The organism is Sporolactobacillus sp. STSJ-5, assembly GCF_024385605.1.
GTDB lineage: Bacteria > Bacillota > Bacilli > Bacillales > Sporolactobacillaceae > Sporolactobacillus.
Genome location: NZ_JANFOJ010000002.1, coordinates 367,693 through 388,255, shown reverse-complemented (window position 1 = coordinate 388,255; position 20,563 = coordinate 367,693). Strand labels below are relative to the sequence as shown.

The 20,563-nt window shown below is 40.3% G+C and carries 17 protein-coding genes, 1 pseudogene and 1 riboswitch; of the genes and pseudogenes, 9 read left to right on the top strand and 9 right to left on the bottom strand.

Going from position 1 to position 20,563, the window contains the following annotated elements; all coding sequences use genetic code 11:
• Positions 1-81 precede the first annotated feature (81 nt).
• Genes NOM01_RS03985 through NOM01_RS03970 form a run of 4 tightly spaced genes read left to right on the top strand, consistent with a single transcriptional unit; the run spans position 82 to position 3,715 of the window.
• Entirely contained in the window at positions 82-678 is a 597-nt protein-coding gene (locus NOM01_RS03985) for an ECF transporter S component (RefSeq protein WP_255746574.1), read from the top strand.
• Positions 665-2,140: an ABC transporter ATP-binding protein gene (locus NOM01_RS03980; protein ID WP_255746572.1), complete on the top strand. Its 1,476-nt coding sequence runs from the start codon at positions 665-667 to the stop codon at positions 2,138-2,140. The genes NOM01_RS03985 and NOM01_RS03980 overlap by 14 nt, the downstream gene beginning before the upstream one ends.
• Positions 2,100-2,900: an energy-coupling factor transporter transmembrane component T family protein gene (locus tag NOM01_RS03975; protein ID WP_255746570.1), complete on the top strand. Its 801-nt coding sequence runs from the start codon at positions 2,100-2,102 to the stop codon at positions 2,898-2,900. Before NOM01_RS03980 ends, NOM01_RS03975 begins: the two co-directional genes overlap by 41 nt.
• 44 nt (positions 2,901-2,944) lie before the next feature.
• Positions 2,945-3,715, top strand: coding sequence for an SDR family NAD(P)-dependent oxidoreductase (locus tag NOM01_RS03970; RefSeq protein WP_255746569.1), 771 nt, complete (start codon positions 2,945-2,947; stop codon positions 3,713-3,715).
• 59 nt (positions 3,716-3,774) lie between these two features.
• Here the strand turns inward: NOM01_RS03970 and mbcS are convergent, their stop codons facing one another.
• Together mbcS and spoIIP are read right to left on the bottom strand one after the other, a co-directional pair.
• Positions 3,775-5,367, bottom strand: a complete 1,593-nt coding sequence (gene mbcS / locus NOM01_RS03965) for an acyl-CoA synthetase MbcS (protein ID WP_255746567.1) — start codon at positions 5,365-5,367, stop codon at positions 3,775-3,777.
• Positions 5,368-5,466: 99 nt separating this feature from the next.
• Positions 5,467-6,555, bottom strand: a complete 1,089-nt coding sequence (gene spoIIP / locus NOM01_RS03960) for a stage II sporulation protein P (protein ID WP_255746565.1) — start codon at positions 6,553-6,555, stop codon at positions 5,467-5,469.
• A 223-nt stretch (positions 6,556-6,778) separates the two neighbouring features.
• On the opposite strand from spoIIP, the gene NOM01_RS03955 reads away from it, so the two are divergent.
• Positions 6,779-8,515, top strand: coding sequence for a methyl-accepting chemotaxis protein (locus NOM01_RS03955; RefSeq protein WP_255746563.1), 1,737 nt, complete (start codon positions 6,779-6,781; stop codon positions 8,513-8,515).
• Positions 8,516-8,597: 82 nt separating this feature from the next.
• Here the strand turns inward: NOM01_RS03955 and pepF are convergent, their stop codons facing one another.
• Positions 8,598-10,400 (bottom strand): oligoendopeptidase F, encoded by a 1,803-nt coding sequence (gene pepF / locus NOM01_RS03950; RefSeq protein WP_255746562.1) that lies wholly within the window; start codon positions 10,398-10,400, stop codon positions 8,598-8,600.
• A gap of 226 nt (positions 10,401-10,626) precedes the next feature.
• On the opposite strand from pepF, the gene NOM01_RS03945 reads away from it, so the two are divergent.
• Positions 10,627-11,475, top strand: coding sequence for a VOC family protein (locus NOM01_RS03945; protein WP_255746560.1), 849 nt, complete (start codon positions 10,627-10,629; stop codon positions 11,473-11,475).
• A gap of 39 nt (positions 11,476-11,514) precedes the next feature.
• Here the strand turns inward: NOM01_RS03945 and NOM01_RS03940 are convergent, their stop codons facing one another.
• Complete coding sequence (locus NOM01_RS03940; protein WP_255746559.1) at positions 11,515-12,270, bottom strand: DUF975 family protein; 756 nt, start codon at positions 12,268-12,270, stop codon at positions 11,515-11,517.
• Positions 12,271-12,485: 215 nt separating this feature from the next.
• Here NOM01_RS03940 and NOM01_RS03935 point away from each other — a divergent pair, with 215 nt between their 5' ends.
• Both NOM01_RS03935 and NOM01_RS03930 read left to right on the top strand, forming a co-directional pair.
• Entirely contained in the window at positions 12,486-12,953 is a 468-nt protein-coding gene (locus tag NOM01_RS03935) for a MarR family transcriptional regulator (RefSeq protein WP_255746558.1), read from the top strand.
• A gap of 140 nt (positions 12,954-13,093) precedes the next feature.
• Positions 13,094-14,534 (top strand): annotated as a pseudogene (locus NOM01_RS03930) (MDR family MFS transporter).
• A gap of 496 nt (positions 14,535-15,030) precedes the next feature.
• Here NOM01_RS03930 and NOM01_RS03925 read toward each other — a convergent pair.
• Both NOM01_RS03925 and NOM01_RS03920 read right to left on the bottom strand, forming a co-directional pair.
• Positions 15,031-15,660, bottom strand: coding sequence for a cyclodeaminase/cyclohydrolase family protein (locus NOM01_RS03925; protein ID WP_255746556.1), 630 nt, complete (start codon positions 15,658-15,660; stop codon positions 15,031-15,033).
• Complete coding sequence (locus NOM01_RS03920) at positions 15,647-16,525, bottom strand: bifunctional 5,10-methylenetetrahydrofolate dehydrogenase/5,10-methenyltetrahydrofolate cyclohydrolase (protein WP_255746555.1); 879 nt, start codon at positions 16,523-16,525, stop codon at positions 15,647-15,649. Before NOM01_RS03920 ends, NOM01_RS03925 begins: the two co-directional genes overlap by 14 nt.
• A gap of 62 nt (positions 16,526-16,587) precedes the next feature.
• Positions 16,588-16,672: riboswitch (ZMP/ZTP riboswitch) on the bottom strand.
• 230 nt (positions 16,673-16,902) lie between these two features.
• Here NOM01_RS03920 and xerS point away from each other — a divergent pair.
• Complete coding sequence (gene xerS / locus NOM01_RS03915) at positions 16,903-18,000, top strand: tyrosine recombinase XerS (protein ID WP_255746553.1); 1,098 nt, start codon at positions 16,903-16,905, stop codon at positions 17,998-18,000.
• Positions 18,001-18,097: 97 nt separating this feature from the next.
• On the opposite strand, the gene NOM01_RS03910 is transcribed toward xerS, so the two are convergent.
• The 3 genes from NOM01_RS03910 to corA all read right to left on the bottom strand — a co-directional run bounded on the left by NOM01_RS03910 (position 18,098) and on the right by corA (position 20,545).
• Positions 18,098-18,784, bottom strand: coding sequence for a YjjG family noncanonical pyrimidine nucleotidase (locus tag NOM01_RS03910; protein ID WP_255746551.1), 687 nt, complete (start codon positions 18,782-18,784; stop codon positions 18,098-18,100).
• 20 nt (positions 18,785-18,804) lie between these two features.
• Positions 18,805-19,380 carry a xanthine phosphoribosyltransferase gene (locus NOM01_RS03905; RefSeq protein ID WP_255746550.1) on the bottom strand — a complete coding sequence of 192 codons (576 nt, stop codon included), beginning with the start codon at positions 19,378-19,380 and terminating at the stop codon, positions 18,805-18,807.
• A 208-nt stretch (positions 19,381-19,588) separates the two neighbouring features.
• Positions 19,589-20,545, bottom strand: a complete 957-nt coding sequence (gene corA / locus NOM01_RS03900) for a magnesium/cobalt transporter CorA (protein ID WP_255746549.1) — start codon at positions 20,543-20,545, stop codon at positions 19,589-19,591.
• Positions 20,546-20,563 lie beyond the last annotated feature (18 nt).

Here is a 20,563-nt window from a genome sequence, read left to right as displayed (position 1 = left end):
AGCGGTTTTTTGCGTTTTCATCGACCTTTTCTTTAGGGAATGGATGAACCAAAAAAATGATTAATGAGGGGGAAACGTACCATGAGTAAGGGAAAAAACACTAATTTAAGGCTTAATTTATCTGACATTCTTGTAACCATTGTTATCGCATTAGTTTTCGGTTTGGTTTTTCGACTGCTGGGACCGGTTTATGACTTGGTAAAACCATTCGGTTTGCACTTAGACGCACTGCTTTACGGTATTTGGTTTATCGCCGCGCCATTTGCAGCGCTGCTCATTCGCAAACCTGGTGTTGCATTTCTTGCTGAAACAGCAGCAGCACTTGCTGAAATGCTTTTTGCCGGGAGCGGAGGTGTCATCAATCTTTATTATGGTTTACTCCAAGGTGCATTTTCAGAAGCGGTTTTTGCTGCTTGGCGTTATAAGAAATTCTCGCTTGGCATCGCTTCTTTATCCGCATTTGCAGCGCTGATCGCGTCAATCATCTTGGATGCAGGTTATGCCTATCTTCCACTTCTTGCAGGATGGAACTTAATTCTGTACTTGGTATTTCGTGTCATTGGATCCGTACTTTTTTCCGGATTATTTCCATACGCATTGGTGAAAGGCCTGGAAAAAACTGGTGTTACTCAATCGCTTCGGCCGGTGACCAAGGAAGATTACAATGTCCTTAAATGATCGGGAAAGTTGGGGCGTTACAAATCTTCGTCTCGCATTTCCGAAGAAAAAGTCGATGCTTTTTAAAGATCTTTCCCTGGATTATCACAAAGGTGAAAAGATTCTATTGCTTGGTCCTTCCGGTTGCGGAAAATCAACGCTCTTGCAGGTGCTTTCTGGTCTTGTTCCTGACAGTGTTGAATTGCCCATGCGTGCTGATCGACATGCTATACCGGATAATTGGGGATTTATCTTTCAAGATCCGGATACACAATTCTGCATGCCTTATGTTGATGAAGAAATTGCCTTTGTACTTGAAAATCGAAGCATTCCACGTAGTCGGATGCACAAATTAATTCAGCACTATTTGGATATGGTCAATCTTAAATTAGAGAACAGTCATCAGTTGATTCGAACACTTTCAGGCGGTATGAAACAGCGTCTGGCAATTGCCAGTGTGCTTGCACTTGAACCTGATGTACTCTTTTTAGATGAACCGACTGCTCTGCTCGATCCGAAGGGGACGGTGCAGCTTTGGCAAACGGTTCGGCGTATCGGAAACGGCCGCACATTAATTGTAGTCGAGCATAAAATCGATCATGTACTTGATTTTATTGATCGTGTTGTCTTATTCAATCACGATGGTGAAATTTTTGCGGATGGTCCGAAAGAAACGACTCTGGCACGCTATCATGAAAAACTCGATGATTTCGGTATTTGGTATCCTGGCGTATGGAATGGATATGAAGAGAAACAATTTCAAAAGAGTGACGGCACATTTGGAGAACTTATCCTTGAATTGAATCATTTTGAGGTATTGCATCAGAAATGTGTGAAACTCTCCATTGAAGAACTTATGATCCATCGAGGGGAATGGATCGCGATTATTGGTGAAAACGGAGCCGGTAAAAGTACAATGATTGAAGGAATTATGGGACTTCTTCATACAAAAGGAAAACTGTGTTGGGCATTTCAGCATCCCGAGGATCATGTGCAGTTTGTTTTTCAAAATCCTGAGTATCAGTTTGTTGCGGACAGCGTCGAGGATGAGCTTGCTTTTAGTCTCCGTATTAAAAAAATGAATGAGGATGAAATCACGCAAAGGGTGGATCAGTCTCTGGAGCGATATGCCCTTGAAGAACAGCGAATGCAGCATCCGTTTCAGTTGTCTGTCGGTCAAAAACGAAGGCTCAGTGTTGCCTCCGCGATGATTAATCATCCGGATGTTCTGATTTTGGACGAACCGACGTTTGGACAAGACGCGAGAAACACGTTTGCCTTGCTAGACCTGTTTCAACAATTGAGACAGGAGGGGACAACGATCATTATGGTGACTCATGAAATGGAAATTGTCAGCCGCTTTGCGACACGTACGTTGACCATTGATCAAGGAAAGCTGGTCAAAGACACGCTGATCAAAAGCAACAAGGGGGCGAGACGTCTTGGATACGGTTTTGACGAACACGAGCACGTTATTTTTTAAAATCAATCCGAGTCTGAAGTTTATTCTCATTTCTTCACTGTTCATTGTGTATCTGTTTGTTCAAAATTTAAATACAATGATTTGGGCATCCTTGTTCTTTTTAATTCTCTATTATTTTGTCAGTGGGCTATCAGGAAAATGGTCGTTTTGGTTTGTACTGATTACATTAATTGTTTCGCTTTTCAGTGCGTCGGCAATGATTTTATTCGGCAAAGGCAGTCATATTATCTATCATCAATCGCTTATTCTAATCACGCAAGAAAGCTTGGCTCGAGGGGTACTGCTTGGTCTCAGAACGTTCACGTTCAGTTTAATTGGAATGATTTTCGCGACCACGACACTTCCGGTTCCTTTTTTCTACTCATTAATGCAGCAATTGAGAGTCCCTGTACGCTATGCATACGGTTGTTTGGCAGCATTTCGAATGATTCCGATTATGGCAGAAGAGTTCATGCATATTCGTCAGGCGATGCGTGTTCGCGGTATGACGCGTCAAAAAGGGGTCAAGGCATTTTGTGAGCGAATGACCCGTTATACGATCACAATGCTTGCTCAATCCATTCGCCGTGCTCAGCGGACTGCTATTGCCATGGAAGCTAAACGATTTTCAATGACAGAGAAGCGAACGTATTTTTATGAAATCGGATGGAGCAGAAATGATGTTTATTTTGTTATCATCCTGTTACTTACCGTTGCTTTGGGATTTGTTTTTTCATCTTATTTTCCGCTTACTCCATATACGAATGTGCTTGATCAATAGTAAATCAAAGTGCATCATAAAGGTTAGATTGGAGTGAGGCCATAATGAAGAAAACTGCCTTAGTGACCGGTGCGTCGAGCGGAATTGGATACGCCTTGGCCGAACGGTTAGCAGCTGACAATTATGATTTAATTCTTGTCGCGAGAAGCAAAGAGAAGATGGATGCAATGAAAGCAGCCTGGCCCGATCTTTCAGTTAAAGTAATCACGAAAGATTTAAGTAAACAAGGTGCTGCAAAAGAGGTGTATGATGAGGTAAAATGGGCCGGTTTAGTCGTTGATCTGCTCATCAACAATGCTGGTTTTGGTCTCGTCGGTGCTTTTCAATCGTTGCCGATTGAACAACAAAGCAACATGATTCAATTGAATTGCACAGCACTGACTGAACTGACGTCCTATTTTCTGCCTGATCTTCGAAGTAGATCAGGTAAAATCATGAACGTGGCAAGTACTGCTGCTTATCAGCCAGGTCCGTTTATGGCCGTTTACTTTGCGAGTAAGGCCTATGTTCTGTCATTTTCTGAAGCGCTCTCTGAAGAACTGAACGGAAGCGGAGTTACTGTTACTGCGCTTTGCCCGGGTCCGACGCATACACAGTTCGGAGCGGTAGCCCATGCTGAGAACATCAAAATGTTCAGTCGCACGATGAATGTCTCTGATGTCGCATCAGCCGCCTATCGAGCACTGATGAAAGGGAAACGAGTGATCATCACCGGTCGCCTTAATTATGTCGGTGCACTTGCTGCAAAGCTGCTTCCGAGAGCCTGGGGAGCAAAAACCGTACGAATGGTCACCGGATCGAAAAAAACTAAATAAGAAAACCCCCGAAAGGATCAGGAATCTCTGACCTTTCGGGGGTTTTACTATCTGTAGGGTTAATTATTTTGTTTTTCAGCTGCACGACGTACTTCAAGATCACGAAGGGTCGAGCGCATGATTTTACCAGAAACAGTCTTAGGCAATTCGGATACAAATTCGATTGCTCTTGGATATTTGTATGGCGCAGTCAGCTTTTTCACGAACTTTTGCAGCTGTGGAATCAATGTCTGATCTTCAGCGTAACCGTCTTTCAAAACAACAAAGGCTTTAACAATGTTGCCTCGAATCGTATCTGGGCTTGCGACAACCGCACAGTCTTTAACAGATTCGTGTTTTAATAAAGCATCTTCAACCTCGGCAGGTCCAATCGTATATCCGGAGCTGATGATTACATCATCCCGCCTGCCTTGGAACCAGAAGTAATTATCTTTATCACGTGATGCTCGATCCCCAGTCAGAAAATAGTCTCCAATGACTGCTGCTTGATAGCGGTCAGGCTGTTGATAGTAGGTTTTAAAGAGGGCAGGGAAGTCACGGCGAACCGCGATGTTGCCGACAACGCCTGCTGGCACTTGATTACCTTCTTCATCAATAATAGTAATAAATTCTTCGAGAATCGGCTGACCCATAGATCCGATTCGCACTTCTTTGCCTACTAGAGTACCAATAAGTAACGTGCTCTCTGTTTGACCATAGCCGTCTTTCAGCTGAATATCAAAGGTTTCCTTGAAGATATCAATAACTCCTCGATTCAATGCCTCGCCTGCAGAGCATGCTGTATGAAGCTGCGATAGATCATAGTCAGCCAAATGATCCACTTTTGACATTAGACGATACTCGGTAGGCGTGCAGCAAAGCACATTGACTTTATAATCCTGAAGCAGCTTCAGTTGCTTTTCCGGATGGAAGCGGCCGAAATAGACCAAACCAGTGACACCTTTTCCAAGTATCGAAAGAAAAGGTGTCCAAATCCATTTTTGCCATCCTGGGCCTGCAGTTGCCCATACGGTATCGCCATCCTTGATGTTGAGCCAGCGCTTCGGCGCAATTCTTAGATGTGCATAAGCCCACGCATGTGTATGAACAACACCTTTTGGTGTGCCTGATGTCCCAGAGGTATAGGTAAGAAATGCCATATCATCTTTATCCGTATCAACCGTTACATATGAATCAGGTACTTCGTCCATCAGACTGTCCATTGAGAGCCATCCGTCTGTTTCACCGGCAACAGAAATTTTATACTTCAGAGAAGGCATTGTTTCCTGAATATTATCTACTTGCTCTGTGAAGTCTTTATACGTAATGATCGCCTTTGCCTCGCCTTGATTAATCCGGAAGCTAATATCCCCGGAGCGCAACATTTCGGAACCAGGGATGACAGCAATTCCAGCTCTAAGAGCACCTAAATAAATGACATAGGCATCAATAATTCTCGGCACAATAGTCATGACTTTGTCGCCTTTTTTAATCCCTAATTTGTTCAGTGCATTTGCAAAACGTTTGCCTTTTTGAATCAGTTCATGATAGGTGACTGATCGTTTTTCGCCGGTTTCGCTTTCCCAAAGCAGCGCAATTCGGTCGGAATCAAACCGGTCAATCTCACTGATTAAATTATATTTCTGCGGTGCAATAAGATCTGTCAATTCCATATGCGATCACTCAACTCTCTGAATTTTATCTCTTGAGAGAACTCAAGATCAATTTTATACCTTAATATTAATACCAGGTGCTAAATATTACAACTATTTTCATTGATTCTTTTTTATAATTTGAGCAAGTGCTTCGCCGAAAGCTTTTGAACTGCGTGTGATTTCCTGCAAATTATTATCAACACCGCCGATTTCCACAAGAATTGCGTTCTTGGACAGATCCTGATTGTAAACGCCATTTCCGGTTAATTTTGTTTTTCCGACAATGCCCCTGACCAGATCCGGATAATTCTTGTCCAGTTCATTCTTAATTTTTTTCGCCAAATAAAGATTAGCCGAGTAGTTTGGATTTGCTTCGCCGATAATGATACTTATTCGTGCATAGGATGTATCTTTTATTTTCATCGTTGTTAAATTGCGGCCCGAAGAATCACGGTGAATGTCGATCAAGTAGTTAAGGCTCGGTGTTTTCTTCAAGGCTTTCTGAACCATCGCTCTGGAGCTTTGATAAGCCACATTATAACCCCATCCTTGTTTGATCAGATGCACGGAGCCAATGCCATTTTGATTCAAAATCTTTTCTATTTCGTTACCGTCAAGCGCAACACTTTTATCCGGATTCGTTGTCGTTACTTGTCCGTTGTTAATCGGATTATATGATTCCCATGGATGAGTGTGGTAGATCAACACGGTCTTTTTGAGTTTTTCATTTGACTTATTTGTGTTATCTGGCTCGGATTCCTTCGACGAAGGTGTCTTAATATTAATTTCCGGTGGAGGCGGATTATCTTTAGGCAGATTCGTATAATTCAAGCCTTTTCCAGCCACGAAAATACGTGTGTTATAAATAGTGAATCCTGGAAGCTCTGAACCAAAAAGACTGCGATTATCGTCAAAATGAAGTTCGGTCATTGCCTCAAATAAGAGATGATAGACCGTTTTTGGACGATCTTGTTCCTTAATTGCATGATTATAGACTATATTTTCACTTCCAAATGTTTCTGTGAGTAAAACTTGCGCCGGCCAGTCTGCCTTTTGCATCGCGTCTTCTATAAAACTAATCTTGATTTGACTTAAGCCGACAATAACGGCAAGACTGTAAATCAGGATCAGGACAAAAAAATAATGGTAAACGTAGTTAGTAGCGATTGATTGATGCATCATATTGGGCTGATTGAGTTTTTTCAATGGTGTCCCTCCCCATCTTCTATTTCATCCAAGCTGCTCTATTAATCTATGAAAGATGGGGGAAAAGATAGACGTATTTTTTCTTTTTTTATGTAAATAGTGCTTTATAGAGTGTTTGTAAATTGATTTTTACATTAAATTTACAATAAAAGGCTTTTTCCAAAGGGCAATTCCATAAATACTAATATAGTAGAGAGAAAGATGCGAAGGTGGAGGGATTGATTTGAAGAACTTCTTTAAAATAAATAAACTGACATGGTTTCGGTTTCAACTGACCATCGGCATGAAATTTTCAATCGGTTTATGGATTGTATTGATACTCATGCTTAGTTCAGCGGTAGTGTCTGGGTTTCAGCTTTATCAAACCATGCAAAAGGCAGAGGATGCCCAAAGAGCAAGTGAGCGAGCAGCACAAATTACGGAAATTGGTTCACTGTTTCGCGCGAAAGATGCCAGAGTTGTTGATTATGTACTGAACCCGGGTGATGCAGCGGTAAAACTCTATTCTCAGGATCAGATGAAACTTACAAAGGCGGAAAAAAAGCTTGAGCCGTACATGAACACTGATGAACAGAAGCACTGGTTCTCACAAATTATGAGTGCGGATGCGCGTACCTTTAATTTATTTCAAAGTGAATTTGTTCCGGCAGTCCTAATGAACGATCAGCAAAAAACGGCACAGGTTCACAAAGAACAAACCAAGATTCAGAGTCAGATTATCAGTAATGTCAATAAATTGCGTGAATCTGTGCTGACAGAAGAAGAAGTCGCAATGGAAAATATCCGAAAACAAGTGATCGGATCAATGATTTTTCTTGTAATTAGTGTACTTTTTACTATAATTCTTAGTTTAGCAGTTACTTGGTGGATCAGCAGACAAACAAAAGCATCATTTACACGCGTCATTGCATCAACGAATAAAATAGCCTCAGGCGATTTACGAGAGAATCAGGAAGCAAACATACATAACCATAAAGATGAACTTGGTCTAATCGCAGACTCTATTGAAAAGATGAAACACAACTTACTTGATATGATTCAAACAATTAGTGAAGCAGCGCTCAATACAAAAAACAGCGGCAAGACATTGATTATTTCGACGAAATCGGTGTCTGAGGAAAGCAGAGAGATGGCAGACGCAACGAATGAAATTTCGGCAGGATTGGAAAGTCAAGCAACGAATACGAGTAATATTGCTCAATTCACCGAAGAATTCATAAATAAACTCGATCAAGAAGTCGGCACGCTGTCAATGGTTTTGAATAAAGCACTTAATGCCTCTAAGTTGACTGAAGAAGGAACAAAGCTTATTAATCGATCTCAAGAACAAATGAAACAAATTGAGTCAAGTGTCCTTAAGGCAAGGGATGAAATGGTTCATTTTAAAATTCAGCTTAAAGACTTAAATCACTTAGTTGAAATGATTGAACAGATTGCTGGTCAAACCAATCTGCTGGCCCTGAATGCAACGATTGAATCAGCACGGGCAGGTGAATACGGAAAGGGATTTACAGTCATCGCCGATTCAATCCGGAAACTCTCGATCCAGACGACGGAGTCTGCAAAAGGTATGGGCAATATGTTGCAAGGTATTCATAATGGTTCAGAGGCCGTTGAACAGTCACTGGTCATCAGTGGGGAACAGGCACGATCAGGAGTAGAACAGATCACAAGTACCGGAAAAGCTCTGATGTCTATTAATTCGGAGGCACAGAATATAGGGGATAGTATGGATAAGTTAACAATTAGACTCAATGAAGTAAATCAAATTGGCTATCAAATGAAACAATCAATTGATGCGGTTGCCGCTGTTTCACAAGAATCATCCGCACGAGTTGCCAATGTTAATCAATCAATGAACCGGATTGAGAAAACAATGCGTGCTGTAGCAAGCGAGTCCAATAAGTTAGCAGAAACAGCGGACCATTTTGATCAATTGATGAAACGCTTTAAAATTTGAGGCAAGGTTAATGTCCTCAACTAAAAAAAATAGTCAAAAAGAGCGGAACCGAATGGATTCGCTCTTTTTGACTATAAGAATTTTATTTAACAGGTGCTGTTTGAAGATCGTCGATTAATGATCCGACATAGGCAACGGCTTGGCGGATTGTATCAGGATTTAGAATATCCACATGCGCTTTCTCAATTAGTTGCTGCGCTGTGAGACGTCCACCTTCCTTGAGCACCGACAGCCAGCGATCGACCACCGGCTTGCCTTCATTTTCGATTTGCCCGGCGACCGCAGTGGCGACAGTCAGTCCCGCAGAATACGTATACGAGTATAAACCTGAATAGTAGTGAGGCTGGCGCATCCAAGTTAATCCGTCCCGTTCATCAAGTTCAACAGAATTCCCCCAAAACCCTTGCAGTGTTTCATAGAACAATTCAGTTAATTTTGAAGCAGTGAGCGCTTCACCGGTTTCGGCAAGACGGAATACTTTGCGTTGATATACACCTTCCAGTAAGTGTGTTACAAAGTTGTGGTAGTAAGTACTCAACAGGCGTTCGGTCACCGAGCGTTTCATTTGTTTTGATTCTGCATTCTTCTTCAGATATTGTGCAAGAATCAACTCGTTCATTGTAGACGGTGCTTCAATAAAAAAGAGTGATGGACGGTAATTGGCCAATTTTTGATATTTTTGTGCCAGCATAAAATGACCTGCATGACCAAATTCATGCGCAAGTGTCAAAATGTTGCGTATATCTCCGGTCCAAGTCATTAAAATATAAGAATGGACGCCATATGGCGACGCACAGAACCCTCCTGTTGATTTACCGATATTATCACCATAGTCGACCCATCGATTGTTAAACCCTTCTTTTATGATGTTATGATATTCCGGGCCCATGATTTTCAATGCTTCAAGAATTGATTGTTTGCTTTCTTCAAAAGTTGTCTGCGGGCTCGATTGATCAATTGGCGCAAGAAGGTCGGCATACTTCATTTGCTTTAATCCAAGGGATTGCTTTTTCAATTCTGCATAGCGCTGCATATGCGGTGCAAGCTCTTTAAAAATAATGTCCAATTGATTGTTGTACATCGTTTCGCTGACCAATTGACGCTGGAGCAAATAGTCAGTAGCTGAGTCATATCCGCGCAGTTTCGCAATAGCAACGGTCTTCGCTACTTCAGCAGCGTAGACAGAGGCGAATGTATTCTTATATGCGTCCAATGATTGCGTGAATGATTCATACGCATTTCTTCTCAGCTCAGTATCTCTTGTCGATGCATATCTGTTTTCATATAAAGTGAAGGACATAGGCACTGTTGTTCCATTGCCATCCGTAACAGATCTGAACTGCATATCTGCGAGCTTGCTGCGTGTGTAGATGGTATAAGGGGCTTCCAAAATCTCAGATAATGATTTAATCGTTCTTTCCGCTTCAGGATGAAGACGGTATGATTTTCGAGCGAACAGTTTTTGAAAATATGGCTGGTATTCTTGAAGAGCGGATTCTTCATTTACCAAAAGGTTCCATTGCTTGTCATCTAAATCCATTAATTCATCTTCAAAGAAAGATAAGGTCGTCTCGATTTGCGCATTTAGTGCATCGACGCGCGACGCGTCTGCTTGATTTTCAGGATCGGTACTGTCTGCGGATTGCTTCAGACTTACATAAGCCGATAGCCGCCATAATCGTGCGGAGAAGTCAAAGTATTGATCGAGAGCGTGCAGGAGGGAAGGGCCATTTGTTGCGAGGTTGCCCTTCAACTTTGCTAATTCATCTGACTCCTTAAGCAGTGTATCTCGTTCATATTGAAAAGCTTGATGTGTGGGAAAGAGATCGGCCAAATTCCATGTTTCTTCGATCGGTACCTGATTTCTTAATAAACGCTGATCCATATTCATCCCCCAATTCACTTTAATGTTTCTTATTTTACCATAGGCGGCCAACGCAAACTGATAAAGTATGTTCACGAAACACAAACCCAGCCTGCAGAGCTATTCGATCATCTGAGAATAGAGAAAGATCAATGGACATCTAAAACTAATTATTTTATACTAACTTACATAAAGTAATTAATTTATTCTTGATATAGAAACATAGATAACAATCGGAGGGGTTTACATGAATTTTCACAGAGCACCGAATACGTATGTAGATCAAGTTAATTTGTATGTAAAGAATACAGAACGCTCAAAAGACTTTTATTCCGGCGTACTTGGGTTAAGTGTGTTAAGAGAGGCAAAAAACATGGTCACATTTTCAGCGAATGGATCTGATCCACTTATAACCGTGGAACAGCCAGTCGATGTGCTTCCTCAGATCAGAAGAAGTGCAGGACTTTATCATTTTGCGTTGCTTGTACCGACTCGAAAGGATTTAGCAGCTGTAACCGCTCATCTAATGAAGGAAGAATATCCGCTCGTCGGAGGCGCAGATCATGCGGTTAGTGAAGCTCTTTATCTGGAGGACCCGGATGGCAACGGGATTGAAATTTACCGTGACCGTCCATCTGAAGAGTGGGAGTGGGAAAATGGTCGAGTATTCATGCCAACCGAAGCCATGGATGAACATTTACTTGATGAATTAGAAGGTGAGCCTTGGAGCGGACTTTCAAAAGAAACGATTATGGGGCATCTTCATTTGCAGGTTGCTAATCTTAAAGAAACAGAGCAATTTTATCTCGATGGGCTCGGTTTTAACCTTGTTGCTGCATATGGACCTTATGCAGACTTCATATCAACCGGCGGCTACCATCATCATATTGGACTGAATGTATGGAACAGCAGAGGTGTACCTGTTCAAGAGGGCACACATGTTGGTTTGAATTATTATCGGCTTGTCTTTCCCGGAGACCAGGTACGTGCAGAAGTCATCGAACGGATTACGAAACTAGGTGCTTCAATTGATAAGGTGGGTGATCGACTATTCACTAAAGATCCATCAGGAATCAAGTTTGAGCTCGCGGTGTAACTAAAACAAAGAATCGCCTATTTATAGGCGATTCTTTGTTTATTCCTTTATCTCAGAAGGTTGATGAATAAGCAGACGCTCGTAAAACATGGCCAGAGAAGTATAAAAGTAGGGAAGCAGCCAAAGATACATCCAGGCGCTGCCGAGTATTCCGATAGCAATCAGCAAGTAAGAAACAACGTCATTGATCAACAAGCTAATGGCTCCTGCTGCTATTATTCCGACAATTAATGGTATGATTGATAAAATCCACCAACCGATAAAGCTTAGATTGAGCAGAAAGAATTTCCATTTAAAGCCGATCATTAAATGCTTGCTTTCTTTAACCGCTTTACTGGCTGAATAGTCAGGGTGATCTTTTAGGACAAAGTAGACCTGAGAGTAGGATAATGCCTTTATGATCCCGGGGATAACGAACAAGATGGACCATAGAACAAGGAAAATACCCATAAAAATATTAGTCCAAATGAGCTTAAATACTAGCTTTCCATGTTCATAAACCTTAAATAAGAATGAGAAATTCAGATCCTGTTCTCGAATCAGATTCATGAAGTACCAGTAAACAGCAACTTGCATCGGAATACTTAAAATGTAATAGAGCAGTTGAATTAGATAGGACAGTGGTGGAGAGTGCAATTGATTTGTCCAGTTATCAAAACCACCGGACAGTATGATATCGATGATTGTCGGCGGGAGCTCAGCGATTAAGAAATAGAGCAGGATAAACAGTCCACTTGAAACGGAATGACCTTGCAACGCTGTCCGCGCGTCTTCTTTAATTCTGGATATCCACATTTAATGGAATCCCTCCTTAAAATTTACTATTATTTAGTTTACCATTTATTAATCATAAGATGTCTTGTGTACTTGAATTTTTAATCTTCTTGAAACAGCTGTTTATCCTAAATATATCGTTGTTTTAGTGTTCGTGGTAGTTGATCTATATTGTTGCAATGGAAACAAAAAATGAATATACTCTTGTTAGTGCACCAAAGGAAGGAGGACCGACGATGAATAAGGAAGAACTAGTTGTAATAAATTTTAGAAAATTATTTAATAAAATGGCTTGGCTAAATAAAAATAAGATGGAAGAAAATCTAAAGGGATTTAAGTCTGCTGAAGTTCATTGTATTGAATGCATTGGAAAAAATGTTGATCCTAACGTGACAAAACTTGCGGAGTCCTTATATATGACTAGAGGTGCCATAAGTAAATTAACGAAAAAACTTATAAAGAAAGATCTTATTGAAAGCTATCAGAAACGGGATAATAAGAAAGAAATATATTTTAGGCTTACTAATCAAGGGAAAGTTGTTTATAAAATCCATGAGGAACTGCATAAGGAATTCCAAGAGCGGGATAAAGTTGTATTTGAACAGGTAACTGAAGAACAATTTGACAGTATGATTAGCTTCATGGAAAAGTACAGTAAGCATTTGGATGCAGAAATAAAGAAACAGGGGATTGAGATTCATTAAGTTGGATAAAAACTATGGGGAGGCCCGATTCTATTGTGAACGGGCTGTTTTTTATTCATTTATAATTGTTGACAAGGAAACAAAACGGTGATATTGTTTCCTTGTCAACAATATGGCTGCTATTTAAGGGAGAGAATCATATGACTAGAGATAAAACAAAAAAATCAGGGTTCCCAAAAGAAACTCTTACTGCTTCCTGGGCTATAGCACTTGGAGCAATTGCTCCAATGCTTGATTCAACCATGGTAAATATTGCGATCAATGAACTTACTAAGGATTTCAACACAACATTGGACACCATTCAATGGGCCATTACAGGTTACGTTTTAGCCCTTGCGATTGCAGTTCCGGTATCCGGTATCCGGATGGTTTATGAACAAATTTAATGGAAAGAAAATTTTTATCGGTGCAGTTATCGCCTTTGGCGTCATTTCTGTTTTTGCTGGAATGAGTTGGAACATTTCCAGTTTCATCTTTTTCCGTTTGCTTCAAGGATTCAGCGCGGGGATTATTACTCCGCTTATGTCAACACTCTTAGTTAAAACAGCTGGTCCAGAAAATATAGGTAAAGTTATGGCAATCGTCAGCACACCTATGATCTTTGGTCCAATTTTAGGTCCCGTCATTGGAGGCTTAATCGTTCAAGGCGCATCCTGGCACTGGATTTTCTTCATCAACGTGTTCATCGTTTTAATTGCCGCACCGCTTATGATGAAAACTATTCCAGATTTTGAACCATTCAACAAAAAGAGTAAGCTCGATGCTTTTGGAATAATAGATTTATCCTTAATGAGTGCTGCAATGATTTATGGTATTACAAAGGCGGCGGATCATGCAGCATTTAACAATAGTGAAACAATCCTCTGGGGGGGCATTGGCCTCACCTTAGGCATAATATATCTCGTTTATAATCGAATTAGAAAGAATCAAACCGTGCTTCCGATGAATTTGTTTGCACACAAGAGCTTCTTGGCATCAAGCATTGGTTTGTTCTTAGCAAACGTTTCTATCATGGGTCCAATGTTGATTCTTCCTCTATTTTTCCAAAACTTTCGTCAGTTCACGGCAATTGAAGCAGCACTAGCGTTAATCCCTCAAGGTATTGGGATGCTCATTACTCGACCTATAATTGGTAAAATGATTGATAAAATCGGGGCAAAATATGTGGTGATGGTCAGTCTTGTTCTTTCACTGATCGGATCCATTCCGCTGATCTTTATTACTGACAGAACAAGTATGATTTGGATCTCCTTTGCATTATTCATCCGAGGTACGAGTTTTGGAGGAATTATGCTCCCATTGACGAGTGATGCTTATACCGGACTTGACAGTAAACAACTTCCGGAAGCAGGTGTCGGTATTAATATCATTGAAAATCTTGGTTCCAGCTTCGGTTCGGCTGTTATTGCAACTGTTGTTGCGACTGTTGTACAAGGATTACAGCCTACGATCGCCAATGGCTTAAAGGGTTACCATGCAGGGTTCTTCGTTTCTGTAATTGTTCTTGCTATAATCTTCATCCCAAATTTATTTTTAACTCATAAGAGCGCTAAACAATTGGTCACTTATAAAAACAAATGAGGGAAGCATTAAAATGATGAAAAAATATTGGTAGGCTGCACTATTTTTGAAAATTGCGGTAAGGGTTAGATTGAAACTCTCGTTGTTTTGTCAGAACAACGAGGCAGAGGTTGATCAAATGGATTTGAAAGGGCATAACTTGTTGTGTCGCCAACTTATAAAACGAACAGTAAAACATGATCAATCATTTAGCTTTCGTGAAGTGAAAAAAAGCATGATGTTTTTATTGAGCACACGCTAATCAAACAGTACAAAATTAATTAACAATAAATTTTTGTAGTTTGCATAAGAAAGAATAAAGAATATTGATGGAGTGCATAAGTTGTTTGCCAAGTATATAGGAGAAATGTTTCCAAAAATTGAAAGGAAGGAGCGATGATTTTATTACCAGTGAGCAAATAAATCTTAAGAGTAGAGTAGAATTTATTACTTTTACATTACTACGTAAAATATAATTTTGACGAAGTAATGTAAAAATACATTTATGAAATTACCTTTATTGGCTGATTTTTGCCAGCACCGTATCCATGACTTTCTGTTTGAGTTTTTGCGAATCACTCAACAGTTTTTTCCCTTGTTCCTGATAGTCCTGTTTAACCGCTTCATTTTTAATGGTGGCCAAATTAATTTTTACTGTCAGCCATGCGGATTGAATGGCTGCATCCAATGAAATGACTGCAACACCGAGATCCGAGATCACGTTTTTATTGAATTGATCCGAAGCATTCTCTAAAATACTCATTACATCACGACAGCTTTTCATTAATTGAAGCGGAACATCCGCTGCCTGAACTGCAGCGTTTTGCAGCTGAGTCGTACGTTCACGACGTTCATCAGCAGTTTCTTTGGGCAATCTCAGTGCAATCATAAATCGGTTAAACGAATCCATATCTTGCTGGGCAAAGTATTCAAAGCCGTCTATTACTTTTTGAAGATCTGCAGCCATTTCATGCATTCTTGTTTGTACATGGGCAAATTTTGGTCCCGTTGACAAATTTGCAACCATAGAGCCCATGGATGCGCCTAATGCAGCACATAGTGCAGCAATACTGCCTCCCCCGGGTGTTGGTGCAGAAGAACTGGCTGATTCAATAAACTGGCTGATCTTCTGATCAAAGACTTTCACGTTGTCGTACCTCCTCTTGGCTTTTGGTTATTTGAAGACGAACCGCTTTTAAGAGATTTTCAAATAAAATCATTGTTGTTACCTTACCTACTCCGCCTGGTACCGGGGTTGCCGCCTGGACGATTTCTAAAACTTCGGGCTGAACATCACCAACAATACCGCCTTTTAATTCATTAATGCCTGCATCAACGATCACCAGATCACGGTGAACCATGTCTGTTGTCACTAAATTAGCTTTCCCCACCGCAGAGATTAAAATATCTGCTTTCTCAATTTGCTTTTGCAGATTATTGGTATATTCATGACAGATTGTCAGTGTTGCGTTCGCGCGTAACAAGAGATGAACAAGCGGTTTACCAACCGTTTCACCACAGCCGATCAATACAACGTTTTTTCCTTTTAAGGGATAACCGAAATAATCAAGAATTCGGATACACGATTGCGGTGTGGCTGGATACAATCCGTCATCGCCAGTAAAACATGCTAATTTATTTGCCGGAGATAGACCATCAACGTCTTTTTCAGGAGCAATGGCAGAAACCATTTTTTTGGCGTCAAGATGTTTTGGTAGCGGCAATTCAAGAATAATGCCGTGAATCGATGGACAGCGATTCAACCATTTAATTTTGGCCAGCAGTTCAGTTTCAGTAATTTGAGGGTGTACAGATGTAAGCAAATAACGAATGCCGAGTTTTCGAGCGATTCTTTGTTTTGCTTTGGCGTAACATTCAGATGCGGGGTCTCCTTGAACGATGAGCACAGCGATTGTAGGATCAATTCCCTTTTCTTTCATACGTTTAACTTCTAAGACTAAGTGTTCAGAGATCTGTTTTGCCATGCCTTTTGTTTGCAGTAGTTTTCCCATTGGTTATACCTCCGTAAGCAAATAAAAAAAGCATCTGGATATCGACCGAAAATGGTTTCCAAATACTTTGCCCAGGCGTACGGCTTGTTCAGATCCTCATGTGCTCCCTCATGGTTTTCCCATGCTACGCCAGTTACACACGATTTATTCAATTTAATAACGGACATCTCATCTTTAACAATATACCATGAATGATATAAAAATAAAATATATTTCATAGATAAATGATATATGTCATAGACATGGTGGGATACTTTCTTCAAGTCAATGTGTCTTTCATCTCTTTCGTCTTGTTTACTTCGTAAAATATTGTTATTTGTCTCGCTCTGTGTTACACTTAAATTGTAAAATAATACCATTTGATTGGAGTTTTCTTTATGGCTGATGAACGAACAACACATCTTTATGACCGCATTGATGAGAAAACAGCACAGCTCCCATGGTACGTTCGTGAATATGTAGATAAGAAAATGCGAGTGATGTCCCCTCGTTCATTACTAAATTATTGTCACGATTATTTGATTTTTTTCGACTGGCTGATTTCCGAAGGCTTTTATCAAGGAAATCGTAGTGATATTTCACTAGATTGTCTTGAAAAGTTAACGCCTCAGTCGATTGAAAATTTTCTTTCCTATCTCCAATTTCGCCTACGTAATGACAAGTTCACCATTAATCGCAAGCTTTCTTCATTGAAGTCCCTCTTCAATTATTTACAAAATGTTGCTGAGACTGATGATCTCAAGCCTTATCTCGTACGCAATGTAATGGCGAAAATCGCATTCAATAAAATAAAAGAAGATCAAGAGACCGTTGCACAGAAAATGGCGGGGAAAATCCTTTGGAATGATGAATATGAGGCCTTTCGCCAATTTGTTGCTCAAGATTACCGTGAAATGGTGAAGGATAATAAGAAGCTGCTCAATTTCCATTCACTAAATGCAGAACGTGATACTGCCATTATCTCATTGATTCTCGGCTCCGGACTTCGTTTATCAGAAGTAGTCGGATTGGATCTGCACGATGTTGATTTTCAAAAACGAATGGTGCGCGTCATTCGAAAAGGAAATAAAGAACAATATGTCTTCTTTAGTGAACAAGCAGGACTCGATCTTGAAGATTATATTACCGTACGTACAAAAAGGTACAATCTGCCGCGTACGAATCAAGCGCTTTTCGTCTCTGCAACTATGGGGCCGAAAGGTACAACGCGCAGGCTTAGTGCCCGATCCATTGAAAATCTTGTAAAAAAATATGCCATCGCATTCGGAAAACCATCACTGTCTGTTCATAAACTGCGCCATTCGTTTGCAACGCGTTATCAAGCAGAAAATAACGATATTCCAAAACTGCGTCGTCAACTTGGTCATTCGGCGATCCAAACAACAATGATTTATACTCATCTGTCAAACGACGAATTGAAGCGTGCGGTGGATCATATGGACGATCACTTTGATGAATCACAGGATCACGAATGACTCGTCAGCCAATTAGTTTACATAAATATTATTCAGTCATTTATAGAGCCTCATGTCCTGAATCGTGCTGCGGTCAATGAGGCTCTTAATTGTCTATTCAAAGTAAAATAGTGCAAAGCTCGTCAAGCTTATGTATCTCGTAATTCGGTTTCACATTAAGATCAATGTTTAAATGTTTGGCATTGAACCAGCATGTTTCAAGCCCCGCTCGACTGCCGCCCTGGATATCAGAAATTAAAGAGTCGCCAATGATTAGGCCTTGATCTGCTTTAAAATAAGGAATGTGTTCAAACGCATAATCAAAAAATCGTTTGTCAGGCTTATGGTATCCTGTATCCTCCGAAACAAAAATCTGCTTAAAAAAAGGAGTCAACCCGGAATCTCTTAGCCTTTTGCACTGCGTTTCAGCGACACCATTTGTTACAATATATAAATCAAAACGCTCTTTTAAACGTAGCAATAATTGACTCGCACCATTGACAAGCTGGTGACCTTCGCGCAGAAAGCGACGATAGTTTTGCTCCATTGCAACACCATCGACATCCTTACCGAAGGCTTTAAACAATTTGGAAAATCGCGTGTTTACTAATTCATCACGCTTAATTTTTCCGTTTTCGAAATCCCTCCATAATCCCTTATTCATCACTTTATAGTAGTTTTTTATTTCAGGTGTCAAGATAATTTGTTGGTCATCGAATAGCTTGTGAAGTGCCGACTCTTCTGCAGCACCGAAATCAAGCAGCGTATCATCGACATCAAAAAATAGAGATGTATAGTGTGACATTAGTATCCTCTCATTCTTAATTAGTCATCAAGAAAAGTAATTTTATTGTTGGCAAGCGATGAAATTCGAGCAAGTGAATAAACCGGATAACCGGCATGATCAAGCCGAGATCTGCCTAATTGGAATGATTTTTCAATGACAATACATACTCCTGCAACAGTTGCTCCAGCCATTTCGACTAAACGCGTCAATCCGAGCGAAGCTTCACCATTAGCGAGAAAATCATCAACAATTAGAATTCGATCATCTGCCGAAAGCATTATTTTCTCAAGATAAACCAAATTATTTGTGCTTTTCGTATAAGATTGAATGTTCGTAACTAACGAATCTTCGTTAAGCGTTGACGGCTTTTTTTTGCGTGCAAAAAGAACCGGGACATTCAATGCCAGTCCAGTCATTAATGCCGGCGCTATTCCTGAAGACTCAATCGTCAAAACTTTTGAAACACCCGTATCCGCAAAAGTATGGGCAAATCGCTCACCGATCTTTTTCATCAACCCTGGATCGATCTGATGATTCAAGAATCGGTCAACCTTTAAAATGTTGGAATCGATCACAATTCCTTCCTCACGAATGCGTTGTTTTAATTCTTCCATTGTGAATGGGATCTTCCTTTCCTCTATCATTAAATCAATGCAGAGCATCTTTTTACAAAGTATACACTGGATTCGCCGCCTGCACTAGCCCGAAGCAATTCTTTCACTTTGTTCTGTGATATCTATTCCTGTAGAGAATATTGAATGATTTTCTGCTTGTTTATTTAAATACACGCATGGTGAATAATCACATAGAGTGACCCCTTGTTTACTTGTCAAACCAGCCTTTCTTTCGGAACCAATAATACATAATGATCGCGATCAGCCCCATGAGTCCGAGAACGAAGAAATAACCGTATTTCCAGTTAAGCTCAGGCATATATGCGAAATTCATTCCGTAAATACCGACGATAAAAGTCAATGGCATAAAAATAGTAGTAATGACGGTCAATGTTTGCATGACTCGATTCATGCGATATGTAGTCAGCGACAGGTAACTGTCGCGGATGTCAGACGTTATTTCCAAATTCGATTCAATCATGTGTGTGATTCTGCTTAAATTATCATTTAAATTACGCAGAAAAAATTCATGCTCTTCGCTTTTCTCAATAGACGATGAGCCGATCATCCGATTCGTAATATCCATGAGTGGTGCGATGACACGGCGAAAACTAAGCAATTCACTGCGTAACTGAAAGACACGGCGATTCATCTTATTGATTGATTCGCGCTTTGCATTCAAATCCAAATCATCAATTTTATCTTCGAGATCATTTGCAGCCATAATATATTGTTCAATCAATCGGCTCATCAGTCGTCGCAGAATTTCATCCGGAATATCCTCTTTGAAAAAATGCTCATCTGATCTGCAGCCATGCCACACATCATTCACTGCCTTTAAGTTGCTCGTGTGAAAGGTGACGAGTGAATTTTTCCCAACATATAGATAGAGTTCATGTGTTTTCAAAGTGTTCGGACTAATCACTTGAAGGGAAACAAAATAATAATTCTTAAACAGCTTTAACTGCGGTCTGCTTGAATGGTGTTCGTTTTCTTTTGCGAGACGATGAAAAGAAGGAAGAAAATCTTTTAACTGTTTTCGTTCGTCATCGTCAGGTGCACTCAAATCTAACCAATAATGATTAAGTGCTTGAGCGTCTAATTGGGTAAAATCTAACTGTGATGTGATTTGATCATTTTTGTCTTGAGCGAGAATACGTATCATTAATCAAGAAGCTCCTTT